This is a genomic window from Microtetraspora fusca (genome assembly GCF_001570365.1).
GTDB classification, from domain to species: Bacteria; Actinomycetota; Actinomycetes; order Streptosporangiales; family Streptosporangiaceae; genus Microtetraspora; species Microtetraspora fusca.
This window is the reverse complement of the sequence record NZ_BBYK01000038.1, coordinates 321,266-335,626: the sequence shown is the minus strand read 5'-3', so window position 1 is coordinate 335,626 and position 14,361 is coordinate 321,266. Positions and strand designations below refer to the sequence as shown.

Here is a 14,361-nt window from a genome sequence, read left to right as displayed (position 1 = left end):
CTCGGCGGGCGGCCCTTCGTCGTTTCCAGGGGACGGGGCTGCGGGCCTGGTCACGGCACGGTATCGGCAGGCTGGGAAACAGTCATGGGGGCCGTAAAGTTCTGTTGGTCGAAACTTTGCCGAATCGTGGGGGCGTGGGATGCCGAACGTCGCGCCGCTCGGCCCGGGGGACCCGCTCCGGCTCGGGCCGTTCGCGCTGTCCGGGCGCATCGGCGAAGGCGGCCAGGGCGTGGTCTACCTGGGCCACGGCGAGTCCGGGGAGCCGGTGGCGGTCAAGCTGCTGCACGTCAAGTTCAGCGGCGACGCGATGGCGCGCTCCCGGTTCGGCCGTGAGCTGCGGGCCGCCGAGCGGGTCGCGAGCTTCTGCACCGCCCGTGTGATCGCGGCCGACCTCGAAGGCGACATCCCGTACATCGCGAGCGAGTACATCGACGGGCGGTCGCTGCGTGAGGTCGTGGAGGAGAGCGGGCCGATCAGCGGGCCCGCGCTGGAGCGGCTCGCCGTGGGCACGGCGACCGCGCTGACGGCGATCCACCACGCGGGCATCGTCCACCGGGACTTCAAGCCGGACAACGTGCTGCTCGCCCCCGACGGGCCGCGCGTGGTCGACTTCGGCATCGCGCGGATCATCGACACGACCGGGACGATCACCAGCCGCGCCATCGGCACGCCGGCCTACATGTCCCCCGAGCAGATCTCGGGAGACACGGTGGGGCCGCCCTCCGACGTCTTCGCCTGGGCGGCGACCATCGCGTACGCGGCCACGGGCACGGCGGCGTTCGGCGGAACCTCGATCGCGGTCGTGCTCAACCGCGTGCTCAACCACGACATCGACGTGAGCATGCTGCCCGAGCCGCTGCGCGGTGTGGTGCGCTCCTGCCTGAACAAGCTCCCCGCCGCCAGGCCGACGGCGGACAGCATCCTGCTGCGCCTGCTCGGCCGTCCCGAGTCGGGGGACGCGTCCACCGTCGTGCTGTCCGAGGGGGCCAACGCGGCCGCCGCCCCGGAGACGGGCGAGGTCACCCGGGAGATGCGGCTGCCCCAGGGGATGGCGACCGGGAGCGCGCCCCGGTCGCGCGCCTCCCGATCCGGCGAAAGCCGCTTGTCGGACCACGAAGCCCCTGTAAGCCGGGAACACGCCCCTGAGGAAACAGGGGCTCAGGTGCCGGAAGCCGGGCCAGCGCACGGTCACGCGCAGGGCGTGCGGGGGCCGGACGTGGAGGAGCCGCACGCCGCGGACATGCCTCCGCAGCGGGAGCTGACCCAGGACATCTACGTGCGGGACGTCCACACGTGGAGCGCGGAGATCTGGGCGCCCTCGCGGACCGGCGCACAGGACCCCGGACGCCACGACGTCGGGCACCGGGACGGCGGGCGGGAGGACGCCGGGCACGAGGGCACCGGGTGGCGCGACGGCGGCGGATATCAGGACACCGGGCGCCAAGATGTGGGGAATCAGGGTGAGACGCACCCGGGCACGGGACGGCGTCGGCGCCGCGGGCGGTTGATCGTCGCCGTCCTGGCCGCGGCCGCCGCACTCGTCGCGGGCGGGACGCTGACGGCCGCGTACCTGAGAAGCGACTCCGGAACGCCGGACCCGACGCCGACGAGCGGGGGCGGTGTGCGCCGTTCGCCGGCCGCCGGGACCTTCTCCTCCGTCGTGGACAAAGCGCTGCAGACGGGCAGGCTGACCGTCGGGGTGAAGGGCGACCTCCCCGGGGTCGGACTCGGCGGGGGTGACGGTTCCTTCACCGGCTTCGACGTGGACGTGGCGAGGTACATCGCGGCCGAGCTCGGGGTGCGGGCCGACGGCGTCACGTTCAAGAGGATCGGCCGGGCCGAGCGGGCCGGGGTGCTCACCGGCCGGGACGTCGATCTCGTGATCGCGACCTACGCGTACGAGGACAACCGACAGGACCCGGTCGGGTTCGCCGGGCCGTACTACGTGGCGCACACCGACGTGCTGGTGCCGAAGGGCTCGCCGATCCGGCGGCTCGCGGACCTGGCGGGCAAGCGCGTGTGTGCCCCGAGCGGCAGCCAGTCGGTCGCGCTCATCCAGGACCGGGTCGATGTGGAGCCGATCGCCGCCGACAACTACGCGACCTGCATGGACAAGCTCGTCACCGGCCAGGTGGACGCCGTGCCGGGAGACGACCTGATCCTGGCCGGGTTCGCCAACCGGGTGCGCGGCCTCCGGCTCGCCGTGGTGGGTCTCAAGCTGACCGACCAGCGCTATGCCGTCGGACTGCCCAAGGGAGACGCCCGCACGTGCGAGGCCGTCCAGGCGGCGATCTCCCGCATGTACGCCGACGGCACGCTGAAGAAGCTGCTCGATCGGCATTTCGGGAACGTCGACTTCGACGCCGAGGACAAACTTCCCGCACCCCTCACCTGCGGTTCCTGACCTTCGATCCGTGCGCGGCTTCGCGGACGATCAGGGCCGGGGAGCCTGGGCGTCCGCCGTGTCGGGGGCCCCGGTCTGGCCGAAGAGGTGGAAGGCCGCCTCGGTACGGCTGGCGACGCCGAGTTTCGCGTAGATGTTGGTGAGGTGTTTCTCCACCGTCCGCGGGCTGATCCGCAGCGTACGCGCGGTCTGGGTATTGGTACGGCCGTGCGTGACGAGCCAGAGCACCTCGGATTCGCGGGCGGTCAGCGGAGTGGTGGGGTGCGGGGTGGATTCGGTGAGCAGCAGCGCCCCGCACGCGCCGTGGGGGAACAGCCGGACCGTCAGGCGCCGGCCGCCTCGCTGGGTCACGTAGTCGGTGGCGAGGAAAGGCGCCGTCGGGTCGGACGGCCGGTGCCGTGCGGCCAGCCAGGCGGCGAGTTCGCCGGGCAGCGCGCGGCCTTCGCCCGCCGGGCCGGTGAAGTAGGCGGCCAGAAGCACGCGGGCGGTGCGGTTGACGGCGCTGATCGTGGCGTGCGGGCCCAGGAGCACCAGCCCGTGGGCGCTGCCGTCGACGCCGTCCAGGGTGGCCAGCGCCGCCTCCAGCCAGGCGGTCGCGCGCCTGGCGCGGAGGAAGGCGGCCAGATAGGGCTGGGCCAGTTCCAGGAGCTCCTGGTCGGTGTCGCTGAAGTCGCGGCCGGTGCGGTTGAGGCCGAGGCAGGTGATCGTGCCGTGATAGACGTTCAGCACGCACATCATCTGGTGCTCGATGCCCTGCGGCCGGTAGAACTCCTGGTAGAGCGCGTGGCCGTGCCAGGCGCCGCGGGGCACCACGTCGCTGAGCCGGATCGGGCCGCCGTTCCCCACGGTCTGGCGTACGTGTCCGAGCAGCGGGTGCCGGAAGAAGAGCCGGGCCAGCGCGCCTTCCAGGTCGGTGCCGACTTCCACGCGGGGATGCAGGTGATGGTCGAAGCGGCGGCCGCGCGGGTTCACGGTTTTGATCGCGACGACGTCGGCGGCCACCACACTGGAAATGACCTTCAGTAGCTGCGGGAACGCGTCTTCGCCGGGAACGCGCTCGCACTCGCGCAGCGCGTCCAACAGACGTTTGACATCGGATGCGCCCAGAGCCACAAGATCATAGTACGGGCTGGTTCCGGCCAGCGCGGCTTCGGCCGTTCTCCGGCTGTTCCTCTTCCGCGGCCTTCCGCCGCTTTCCGGGCCTTATGAGGGTTCCGGGGATTCCGGGGATTCCGGCGCGCGGGTCGCGTGGCCGGCGTCCCCGTTCGGCGGCGCGGATTCCTTGAGGTCGGCGATCGTGTCGGTGGCCCACTCCACCGCCATCCGGGCCTGGCGGATGCCGAGATCCAGGGCGTACCGGCCGTATCGGGGCTTCCCTTCGGGGTGCTTCAGAGCCAGCAGCTCCTGGAGCCGGGCTTCGAAGTCCGCTTTCATGCGCTCCACCAGCGCGACGGCCTCCTCGGTGTCCAGCAGCGGGGTCAGGAACGTCTGGAGCGCGATCTCGCTGCGTGGCGCGGCCGTCGGCGTGTATTCGGTGAGCCAGCGGTGCAGCTCGCTCCGGCCGTCGGACGTGATCGTGTAGATCTTCCGGCCGCGCGCGCCCTCGGCCTCGACCGTGATCAGCTCGTCGGCCGCCATCTTGGCCAGCTCCGGATAGATCTGGCTGTGCCCGGCCTGCCACACGTGGGCGAGCGACGTCTCGAACCGCTTGGTGAGGTCGTACCCGCTGGCCGGGCCGGAGATGGACAGCAGGCCGAGGAGCGCGATACGCAGCGACATGGCCTCACTATACCTGCGCGTTGACATGTCACTCCTTACATGTCATCTTCAACATGTGAAGACAGACACAAGAAAGAACGGATTGCTGCTGTTCGCCGTTCTCGGCGGCATGTTCCTCGCGATGCTCGACCAGACGATCGTCGGCACCGCGCTGCCCCGGATCACCGCCGAACTCGGCGGTGCCCGGCTGTACACGTGGGTCGTGACCGCGTACCTGCTCACGTCAACCGTGACCGTCCCCCTGTACGGCCGGCTCTCCGACGCGTACGGCAGGAAGCCCCTCATGCTGGTCGGCGTGACGATCTTCCTGGTGGGCTCCGCCCTGAGCGGGGTCGCGCAGGACATGGGCCAGCTCATCGCGTTCCGCGGCTTGCAGGGCCTCGGCGCCGGGGCGCTGCTGCCGCTCTCCCTCGCGCTGGTCGTCGACCTCTTCCCGCCGGAGCGCAGCGGCAAGGTGCAGGGCGCGCTCGGCGGCGTGATGGCGTTGAGCTACATCGCCGGGCCGTTCCTCGGCGGACTGTTCACCGACCACGCGAGCTGGCGCTGGGCGTTCTACGTCAACGTCCCCATCGGCGTCGTGCTGATCGCGATCATCTGGTTCCGGCTGCCGCACCGCCCCGGCGACGCGGGGGGAGCCCGGCCCGACTACCTCGGCATCGCCGTCTTCACCGCCGCCATCACCACGCTGCTCATCGGCCTGACCGAGAAGGGCGTGGACGGCAACTCCTGGACCAGCGGCCCCGTCCTCGGCCCGATCGCCGCGTCCGCCGTGCTCGTCGCCGTGTTCGTGCTGGTCGAGCGGCGCGCCGCGCAGCCGATCGTGCCGCTGCACCTGTTCGCCAACCGGACGTACACGCTGGTCAACGTCGCGTCCTTCGCCACCGCGTTCTGCATGTACGCCGGGGTGGTCTTCCTGCCGCGCTACTTCCAGCAGGCCCAAGGAGAGACGGCCACGTCGTCCGGTCTGCGCATCTACCCGCTGATGCTGGCCATGGTCGCGGGCAGCGCGATCACCGGTGCGCTCATCTCCCGCAGCGGCCGCTACAAGCCGTGGCTGGTGGTCGCGCCGTTCTTCCTCGTCGCCGGGACGCTGCTCTGCGCGAACCTGACCGTGGGCACCTCGACGCCCGCGCTCGTCGGCTGGATGGCCCTCATCGGCCTCGGCATGGGTCCGATGCTGTCCGGGCTCACCGTGGCCATCCAGACCGCCGTGCCGCCGCGGTTCATCGGCACCGCGAGCGCCAACCTGACCTTCTTCCGCCAGATCGGCGGCTCCGTCGCCCTCGCCGTGGCCGGCACGGCGTACGGCTCGGTGATCGCCCGTGAGGCCCCGCTGCACGGCCTGCCCGCCGCGCACGCCGCCGCGAGCGCGACGATCATCCCCTGGCTCGGCGTCGCGGGCGCGGTCGTCGCCCTCGGCGTGCTCGCCCTCATGCCCGACCGCAGGCTCACCCGCGGCGCGACCGTACGAGACGAAGGGGAGGCGGCGTTGGCGCAGGTGGGATGATGCGGACGACCTCCGGCCGGGACGGCGTGTCGGGCGGCGGCGCCTCCGCGGCACCCCATTGAATTGATCTCTAACGTTTCTGGGGGAGCACGCATGGGTCGTCTGGTCGTCACGGTTGTCGCGGGTCTCATCTGCCTGATCGTCGCAGGGGCGCCGCGCGCCGCGCTCGCGGACGCCCGGTGGGGAGAAGCGGATCTCGGCGTCGAGATCACCGCGTCGCCGCGGACCGCCCAGCCCGGCCGGCCGGTGGTCTACCACGTACGGGTGCGCAACAACGGCCCGGGGGACGCGATGGCACCCGTGCTCACCATCCGCCTCCCGAGAGACGTGAAGATCGTCAACGTCAACGTGGCGGAATGCGGCCCCGGACGCGGCATCAGTGAGATCGTCTGCCGCACGCCCGGCGACGTGCCCGCGGCCGGCACCGGCGAGGTCGCCGTCACCGGCCTGGTACAGCCCGCCGCGCGCAGCCCCCTCCGCGCCCAGGCGGAGCTGACCTCCGAGATCGCCGACCCGCACCCGGAGAACAACACCGCGGAGGTGGTCACCCCGGTCGCCGAGGGGGCCGACCTCGCCGTCCGGCTCGCCTCCCCGGCGCGTACGGCGCTGCCCGGCGGGCGGTTCGCCGTGAGGGCGACCGTGAGCAACCTGGGGCCGGAGGCGGTGCGCGACGCGTACGTGTACCTGCGACCGAGGCGGGCCGGCTTCCTCTCCGCGACGGGGGCGCGTTGCCAGGAGGCCGCCGGTTTCGTGGGATGCGCGCTTCCGCCGATGAGTGCGGGGGAGAGCAGCCTGATCGAGCTGAAGTTCCAGGCGTCGCGGCGGGCCGTCGACACGGTCGGCGCCCGGGCCACGGTCTACTCGGGAGAGGTGGGCGACCGGCGGCCGGCCAACAACGCGGCGTCCCTGTGGATCGCTGTGGCGGGTGTCGCGACGCCGGAGACGGCCCCGGGCGCTTCGCCGGACCTCGTCGCGGTCCCCGCCGGGTCAGTGGGCGACGCACATCGGATCGGCGGTCCTGGCCATGCGCTCGGGGATGACGCCCGCCGGGGGACCGCCGGTGGCGAATACCACGCCGGCGGCCGCCGCCATGCTGCCGAGCAGGACCAGGGCCACCAACGCGGCCCGGATGACCAGCGGAGAAAGCCCGTCCACTCTCACATTTGAGATCCCATCACAATTCCCCCCGCGAAGCAGGGTTTTTACGACCGGAGGGCGGTCCAGGCGTCCCGCACGATCGAGTGCAGCGTCGTGTGGTCGGGCTCCCAGCCGAGCTCGCGCCGGATCTTCTCCGACGACGCGACCAGCACGGCCGGGTCCCCGGGCCGCCGCGGGCCGAACACCGCGGGGATCTCGTGGCCGGTGACCTCGCGGCACACCTCGACGACCTCGCGCACCGAGAACCCGGTGCCGTTGCCCAGGTTGTAGACGATGTGCGTGCCGGGGGCGCAGGCGTCCAGGGCGAGCAGGTGCGCGCGGGCCAGGTCGGCGACGTGGACGTAGTCGCGGACGCAGGTGCCGTCGGCCGTGGGGTAGTCGTCGCCGAACAGACTGACCGACTCCCGCTCACCGAGCGCCACCTTGAGGACGTTCGGGATCAGGTGGGTCTCGGTGTCGTGCCGCTCACGGAACCGGCCGTACGCGCCGGCCACGTTGAAGTAGCGCAGGCTCACCGCGGCCAGGCCGTACAGGCCCGCGTAGGCGGTCAGGGCGGTGTCGACGGCGAGCTTGGACGCCCCGTAGGGGTTGGTCGGCCGGGTGGGCGCGGTCTCGGGGATCGGCGTGCTCTCCGGCTCGCCGTACGTGGCGGCGGTGGAGGAGAAGACGATGCGGCCGACGCCCGCCCGGCGCATCGCGTCGAGGAGGGCGAGGGTGCCGCCGAGGTTGTGCGACCAGTACAGCCCCGGCCGCTCGACGGACTCGCCGACGAGCGACTTGGCGGCGAAGTGCAGCACGCCGTCGAACCCCTCGGCCAGCAGGTCGCCGGCCTCGGTGATCGACCCCTTGACGAACCGCGCGCCGTCGGGAACGGCGTCGGCGTGGCCGGTCGACAGGTCGTCGAGCACGGTGACGTCGTGCCCCGCCTCGACGAGCTGCGCCGCCACGACGCTGCCGATGTATCCCGCTCCGCCCGTGACCATCAGCCGCACTGTTCGCTCCTGATTGAATTTGTTGGATTATGTACGTCCCTTCCCAGCTTACGCCGTGGAGGTGGGACACGGGTCTCATGTCAGGCAGTAGGCTGAGCCGATCAGCACCGTGCGAACGGATCGAAGGCGTGAGCGAGAGTAGCGAGCGGGCCGGCGAGCACGGGTGCCGTGCTCGTGCCCGCGAGGGGCGACCGTGAGTGTCGCGGTGAGCATCCCCCTCGTCCTGATGTTCATCCTGATCTGTGGGTTCTTCGCGGCGGCGGAGATGGCGATGGTCTCCCTGCGCGACAGCCAGATACGCAGGTTGAGCAGGCAGGGGCGCAGGGGAGCGCGCGTGCAGAAGCTCGCCCGCGACCCCAACCGGTTCCTGTCCGCCGTCCAGGTCGGCGTGACGGTCGCGACCGTGCTGTCCGCCGCGCTCGGCGCGGACACGCTCGCGGCACGACTCGAACCCGTCATGGAGGGCTGGGGGCTGTCCGCAAGGGTCGCCGCGCCCGTCGCGTTCGCCGTGGTCACCCTGGCCATCTCGTACTTCACGCTGGTTTTCGGCGAGCTCGCGCCCAAGCGGTTCGCGCGGCAGCGCGCCGAGGGGATGTCCCTCGCGGTCGCGCCGCTGCTCGACCTGATCGCGACCCTGTCCCGGCCGGTGATCTGGCTGCTGTCCGTGTCGACCAACGGCGTGGTCCGGCTGCTCGGCGGCAACCCCTCGGCCGACCGGGCCGCGATGACCACGGAGGAGCTCCGCGACATCATCGTGGGCCACAAGGAGCTCACGGAAGACGAGCGCAACGTGATCGCCGAGGTGTTCACGGCCGGGAAGCGGCAGCTCAGGGAGGTCCTGCTGCCGCGCACCGAGGTGGAGTTCATGGCCGCGGACACGCCGCTGGCCGAGGCCGCGGTGCTCGCGGCGACCATGCCGCACTCCCGGTTCCCGGTCTATCGCGATTCGTATGACGACATCATCGGATTCGTGCACGTCCGCGACCTGCTCGACCCCGTGCTCACCGGCCGCATCGAGCCGATCAGCGAACTCGTGCCGATCAGGCCGATCAAGCTCGTGCCCGCCAGCAAGCGCGTGCTGCCCACGCTCACCGAGATGCGGGACGAGGGTCACCACCTGGCGATCGTCGTGGACGAGTACGGCGGCACCCGCGGCATCGTCACCCTGGAGGACCTGGTCGAGGAGCTGGTCGGCGACATCCGCGACGAGTACGACGAGGCGGCCAGGACGGTGCGCGTCGTGGCCGGCGTCATCGAGGTGAACGGCCTGGTCAACCTGGACGACTTCGCCTCCGAGACCGGTGTCCGCCTCCCCGACGGGCCGTACGAGACGCTCGGCGGGTACGTCATGGCGGCGCTCGGGCACCTGCCGCAGGTGGGCGAGACGGTGGAGGCGCCGGGGGCCAGGCTGACCGTGACCGAGATGGACGGCCGCCGGGTCGCACGCGTCCGCGTGGTCCGCCCGCCCGCCGCCGCCGCCGAGGCCCCGGAGGCCCCCGGGACGGCCGAGTGATCGTGTCACGGGCACGGCGGTTCTGCTGACAGAATGAGGTGCTATGGATCGTCCTCGCGTGCTCTCCGGAATCCAGCCCACCGCTGACTCCTTCCACCTGGGAAACTATCTCGGCGCGGTCCGGCAGTGGGTGGCGATGCAGGAGACCCATGAGGCGTTCTACTGCGTGGTGGACCTGCACGCGATCACCGTCAACCCCGCTCCCGAGGAGCTGCGCCGACGCAGCCGGATCGCCGCCGCCCAGCTCTTCGCGGTCGGTCTCGACCCCGAGCGCTGCACGGTCTTCGTGCAGAGCCACGTGCGCGAGCACACCGAGCTCGCCTGGATCCTCGCCTGCCAGACCGGCATGGGCGAGGCCGCCCGGATGACCCAGTTCAAGGACAAGGCGGCCAAGTACGGCGAGAGCGCGGCCAGCGTCGGCCTGTTCACCTACCCGATCCTGATGGCCGCCGACATCCTGATCTACCAGGCCGACCAGGTGCCGGTGGGCGTCGACCAGAAGCAGCACCTGGAGCTCAGCCGCGACCTCGCGCAGCGGTTCAACACCCGGTTCGGGCAGACGTTCAAGGTGCCCAACCCGTACATCCTGAAGGAGGTCGAGAAGATCACCGACCTCCAGGAGCCGACGGCGAAGATGTCGAAGTCGTCCTCCAGCCCGCAGGGCATCCTCGACCTGCTGGAGCAGCCTGGCCCGCTGCGCAAGAAGATCATGCGCGCGGTCACCGACACCGGCACGGAGGTCCGCGCCGACGAGGAGAACAAGCCCGGCGTCACCAACCTGCTGCGCATCCAGTCGGCGCTGAGCGGCACCCCGATCCCCGAGCTGGAGGCCCGCTACGCCGGCCAGGGCTACGGCGCGTTCAAGAAGGACGTGGCCGAGCTGGTCCTCGACACCTTCGGACCGATCCGCGAGCGCACGGAGAAGCTGCTCGCCGACGATGCCGAGCTGGACCGGCTGCTCGCCGTGGGAGCCGATCGCGCCCGCGCGGTGGCCCGCGCCACCATGGCCGAGGTGCGCGAGCGCGTGGGCTTCCTGCCCTCCTCCTGATCCGATCCCCGGGCCTCGGTCCGGGATAGTCCTCCGGCTGGGGTGTCATGTTCGGGAGGATCACGCGGTTCATCGACAGGGGCAGGGCGGGCGGCCGCCGGCTGATGGAGCGGGAACGCATCCGCTTCCCCTGGTTCGACCACCTCCTCCGCACCCTGCATCGCTACGAGGTGCAGTCGGGGAGCCGGCTGGCGGGAGCGCTCACCTACTTCGCGTTCCTGTCGTTCTTCCCGCTGGTCGCGCTCGCGTTCGCGCTGCTCGGCTTCGTCCTCGCCGCGCGCCCTGACGCGCGGGCGGCGCTCACCGACGCGATCAACCACCAGCTCCCCGGCCTCGCCGACCGCCTGGACATCGGCCGGATCGCCGAGGCACGGGCGGGGGCGGGCGCCCTCGGCCTGGTCGGCCTGCTGTACGCGGGGCTCGGCGCGGTCGACGCCCTGCGCTTCGCGCTCCGCGAGATCTGGATGAGCCGCGAGCCGCAACTCGACTTCCTGCGGGCCAAGCTCAGGGACCTGGTCGCGCTGCTCCTCACCGGAGTGACGCTCCTCGTGTCGGCCGCCATAGGAGCGTTCGCCGTGGGGGCGACGAGCACGGTCGCCGGATGGCTCGGCCTGGGCGACGCCGAACCGGTCGGCATGGCCGTCTGGCTGGCCGGCTTCCTCGCCGCGCTCGTCGCCGACCTCGTGCTCTTCTTGATCATGTTCGTGTGGCTGGCGCGGGCGCCGCAGCCGTTCCGGGTCGTGCTCGGCGGCGCCCTGCTCGGCGCCTTCCTTTTCGGGGTGCTCAAGCAGCTCGCGACGCTGATCCTGTCCCACACGCTGGCCAACCCGGTGTACGGCACGTTCGCCGTCGTCGTGGGCCTGCTGATCTGGATCAACCTGTCGGCCCGCGTCGTCCTCTACGCGGCCGCGTGGACGGCCACCTCGGGGATGGGGCCGCCGCCCGAGCCGACGCCCGTGCCGTCCCCCGCACTCCCCGCCTGAGCCGTCGGCGCGTCCCGCTTCGCGCGGCGGCCGGGTCAGGCGCTCATGGCGTAGAGGACGTCGCCCAGCGGGCGGCCACGGGGTGAGCCGCCGCCCTGTCAGGCGCGCCCGCCGGTCAGGTGCGGCTCGCGCGGCGGCGGCGGATGCCGTACAGGAGCCAGGCGAGGCCGCCGAGCAGGCCGACCCCGCCCGCGATCAACGCGGCGACGGTCCCGCTGCCGCCGCGGTCGACGGCGGCGACGGGCGTGCCCGAGGGGATCGGCGTGGCGCCGCCCCCGGCGACCCCCGGGCCCGAGCGCGGGAGCGCCTTGGCGGACGGCGGTGTGTCGGGCACGGGTTCGACCAGGGCGCCCACCGGCGTGGCCCGGCCGCTCGCGGCGAAGCCCCAGTCGAGCATCTTGGCGACGTCGTCCCAGAAGGACCCCTCGTAGTGCATGATCGAGACGATGATCGTGTGGCCGTTCCTGCTGGCCGCGCCGACGAAGCTGCCGAGCGCTTTCGTGGTCCAGCCGTTCTTCACCCCGATCATGCCGGGATAGCGCCAGAGCAGCTTGTTGTGGTTGCCGATCTCGTAGTAGCCCTTGGGCGCGGGGAACTTGGCCGTCTTCGTGCTCACGTACTTGCGGAACTCGGGGAGCGCCAGGCCGGCCCTGGCGATCAGCGCGAGGTCGTAGGCCGAGCTGCGCTGCCCGGGGCGGTCCAGGCCGCTCGGCGTCTTGGCGACGGTGTCGTACGCCTGGAGCCTGCGGGCCTCCTTGTTCATGTCGGCGAGGGTGACCGCGAGGCCGCCGTGCGCCTCGGCGAGCGCGTTGGCGGCGTCGTTGCCCGAGACCATCAGCAGTGCGCGCATGAGGTCGTCGACCTTGTAGATCGGCTTGGGCACCAGGCCGACCGCGCTGCCCTCCTCGTTGCACGCCTCCTGGCTGGGCTTCACGGTCTTGCTCTTGTCCAGCCGGGGGATGAGCGTGACCGCGGTCAGGGTCTTGAGCGTGCTCGCCGGCAGGTACTGGCCGTGCGGGTCCTTGGCGGCCAGCACCTGCCCGGTGTCCGCGTCCGCGATGACGTACGAGGAGGCGGTGGTCTTGGGAGGTGCCTTGATTCCGGCGGGGGCGATCACTCCGTGTCCGGCGAGCAGGTCGCCGCCGACGGCGCTCTCGCGCGTGGTCGACGCGGTCCGCGCGGCGGCGGGAGTGCAGAGCGTGACGCCGATGAGCGTCGCCGCGGTGAAGGCCGCCCCGAGGGCGCGCAGGCTGGTCCCCATAGGGGCCTCAGCCTAGCTTTGGATCTTTACGCATGATGTGACAGATCCCCCAAAGATCGCGGGCGTACGCACTCGGTGGCAATGCCGATACTGAGAGCATGTCGAGACGTGTATCGGGCTTTCTCCTGGCCCTGGCCGCTTTCATGGTCTTTGAATGGATCAATCTCGGGTTCAACCTGGCCGACGGGCACCCGACGAGCTTCTACGTCGTGCACGGCATCCTCATCGCGGTCAACATCATCCTGGCCCTCGTGCTCGCCGTGGTCGTCTTCCGATCCTGGAAGCCAGGTAATAGAAGGGGGTAAACCGGGCGGATAAATCGGGTACGGCGTAGTAGAACGCCGATTCCGAAGCACGGGAGGTCCGCGGTGGCGATCCAGTTCAATCCTTCGCGTGGGGCGACTCTGGGAGTGGAGTGGGAGCTACAGCTCGTCGATCGGCACACCAGGCGGCTGCGCCAGGACGCGAAGGAGGTGCTGGCCGCGGTCCCCGAGCTGAGCGAGAGCGCGCGGCCCAAGGCCATGCACGAGCTGATGCAGTCGCAGATCGAGATCGTCACCGATATCTGCCACACGGCGGCGGAGGCGGTGGCCGACCTGAGCAAGAGCATCGACCGGCTCCGCGACGCGGTCGAGCCGCGCGGGATGTCGCTCGCCTGCACCGGCACGCACGCCATCAGCGACTGGCGCGACGCGGTCTACGCCCCCGTCCAGCGGTACACCGAGCTGGTCGAGGAGATGCAGTGGCTGGCCTGGCGCATCCAGACCTTCGGCGTGCACGTCCACGTCGGCGTACGCGACAAGGACAAGGTGATCCCGATCGTCAACGCCCTGGCCGCGTACCTGCCGCACTTCCTCGCGCTCACCTCGTCGAGCCCCTGCTGGGGCGGGCAGGACACCGGGCTCGCGTCCAGCCGGGCGATCGTCTTCGGCGCGCTGCCCACGGCCGGCCCGCCGCACCTCCTCGCCGACTGGACGGAGTTCGAGGAGTACATGGACACTCTGGTAAGAGCTGGGACAATTAGGAGCATTAAGGAGGTATGGTGGGATATCCGGCCACATCCTGATTTCGGAACCATCGAGATCCGGATGTTCGACGGGATTCCCACCCTCCGCGAGGTCGGGATGGTGACCGCGCTCTCCCAGTGCCTGGTCCAGCAGTTCGACCAGCAGCTCGACCGGGGGTACAAGCTGCCGCGGCCGCCGGCCTGGGTCGTGCGGGACAACAAGTGGCGGGCCACCCGGTACGGCCTCGACGCCGACGTCATCACGGACGACCAGGGGTCCACCGCGCCGGTGCGCGACGTGCTCTACGAGCTGCAGCGCGAGCTGGAGCCGGTCGCCGAGCGGCTCGGCTGCTCGGACGAGCTCGCCGTCGTGAGCGAGGTCCTCGACCGGGGGAGCTCCTGCGAGCGGCAGCGGGCGATCCTCGCCGCGGGCGGCTCGCTGGAGGACGTCGTCGACGCGACGATCGTCGAACTCGCGGAGGACAGGTTCGTCACCTCGCCCCCCGGGCTGTCGGTCGGCGGTTCCGGTCACTCCGGAACCTGAGCGAGCGGTGATCGGATTCTCGTCGTAAATACTGTGTCAATCGCCCATCTTGCCCGGCGGAACCGTGGAAAGATTGTGAACGAAGGGTCGGTCGTGGCGGACATGCCTACGCGACCCTTTCGCTCTTCGGCGTGGCCTGACATCGCGGCCCGCCGGGTGGAGCGGG

The 14,361-nt window shown here is 71.1% G+C and carries 12 protein-coding genes; 8 read left to right on the top strand and 4 right to left on the bottom strand.

The window, feature by feature from the left end:
- The first annotated feature begins 139 nt into the window (after positions 1-139).
- Positions 140-2,404, top strand: coding sequence for a serine/threonine-protein kinase (locus AWQ68_RS01635; RefSeq protein WP_066933352.1), 2,265 nt, complete (start codon positions 140-142; stop codon positions 2,402-2,404).
- Positions 2,405-2,434: 30 nt separating this feature from the next.
- Here AWQ68_RS01635 and AWQ68_RS40365 read toward each other — a convergent pair whose 3' ends face one another.
- Both AWQ68_RS40365 and AWQ68_RS01625 read right to left on the bottom strand, forming a co-directional pair.
- Entirely contained in the window at positions 2,435-3,517 is a 1,083-nt protein-coding gene (locus tag AWQ68_RS40365; protein ID WP_066933349.1) for a helix-turn-helix transcriptional regulator, read from the bottom strand.
- Positions 3,518-3,607: 90 nt separating this feature from the next.
- Entirely contained in the window at positions 3,608-4,183 is a 576-nt protein-coding gene (locus AWQ68_RS01625; RefSeq protein WP_066933346.1) for a PadR family transcriptional regulator, read from the bottom strand.
- 55 nt (positions 4,184-4,238) lie between these two features.
- Here AWQ68_RS01625 and AWQ68_RS01620 point away from each other — a divergent pair, with 55 nt between their 5' ends.
- Together AWQ68_RS01620 and AWQ68_RS01615 are read left to right on the top strand one after the other, a co-directional pair.
- On the top strand, positions 4,239-5,690 hold the full coding sequence (locus tag AWQ68_RS01620; protein ID WP_245655702.1) for an MDR family MFS transporter: 1,452 nt from the start codon (positions 4,239-4,241) through the stop codon (positions 5,688-5,690).
- A gap of 93 nt (positions 5,691-5,783) precedes the next feature.
- Entirely contained in the window at positions 5,784-6,857 is a 1,074-nt protein-coding gene (locus AWQ68_RS01615) for a DUF11 domain-containing protein (protein WP_066933343.1), read from the top strand.
- A gap of 35 nt (positions 6,858-6,892) precedes the next feature.
- Here AWQ68_RS01615 and galE read toward each other — a convergent pair whose 3' ends face one another.
- Positions 6,893-7,840 carry a UDP-glucose 4-epimerase GalE gene (galE, locus tag AWQ68_RS01610; protein WP_066933340.1) on the bottom strand — a complete coding sequence of 316 codons (948 nt, stop codon included), beginning with the start codon at positions 7,838-7,840 and terminating at the stop codon, positions 6,893-6,895.
- Between the two features lie 193 nt (positions 7,841-8,033).
- Here galE and AWQ68_RS01605 point away from each other — a divergent pair, with 193 nt between their 5' ends.
- The 3 genes from AWQ68_RS01605 to AWQ68_RS01595 are packed head-to-tail and all read left to right on the top strand — an operon-like array spanning position 8,034 to position 11,384.
- The gene (locus tag AWQ68_RS01605) at positions 8,034-9,353 is read left to right on the top strand and encodes a hemolysin family protein (RefSeq protein ID WP_245655701.1); all 1,320 of its coding nucleotides are present in this window, start codon (positions 8,034-8,036) and stop codon (positions 9,351-9,353) included.
- A 43-nt stretch (positions 9,354-9,396) separates the two neighbouring features.
- A complete protein-coding gene (gene trpS, locus AWQ68_RS01600) occupies positions 9,397-10,401 on the top strand; it encodes a tryptophan--tRNA ligase (protein WP_066933337.1) in 1,005 nt (334 codons plus the stop codon).
- A 47-nt stretch (positions 10,402-10,448) separates the two neighbouring features.
- Entirely contained in the window at positions 10,449-11,384 is a 936-nt protein-coding gene (locus AWQ68_RS01595) for a YihY/virulence factor BrkB family protein (protein WP_245655700.1), read from the top strand.
- 115 nt (positions 11,385-11,499) lie between these two features.
- Here AWQ68_RS01595 and AWQ68_RS01590 read toward each other — a convergent pair whose 3' ends face one another.
- Positions 11,500-12,645 (bottom strand): D-alanyl-D-alanine carboxypeptidase family protein, encoded by a 1,146-nt coding sequence (locus AWQ68_RS01590; protein ID WP_084463555.1) that lies wholly within the window; start codon positions 12,643-12,645, stop codon positions 11,500-11,502.
- 98 nt (positions 12,646-12,743) lie between these two features.
- On the opposite strand from AWQ68_RS01590, the gene AWQ68_RS01585 reads away from it, so the two are divergent.
- Together AWQ68_RS01585 and AWQ68_RS01580 are read left to right on the top strand one after the other, a co-directional pair.
- A complete protein-coding gene (locus AWQ68_RS01585; protein ID WP_066933334.1) occupies positions 12,744-12,950 on the top strand; it encodes an SCO4848 family membrane protein in 207 nt (68 codons plus the stop codon).
- Between the two features lie 63 nt (positions 12,951-13,013).
- Positions 13,014-14,195, top strand: a complete 1,182-nt coding sequence (locus tag AWQ68_RS01580) for a glutamate--cysteine ligase (RefSeq protein WP_066933330.1) — start codon at positions 13,014-13,016, stop codon at positions 14,193-14,195.
- Positions 14,196-14,361 lie beyond the last annotated feature (166 nt).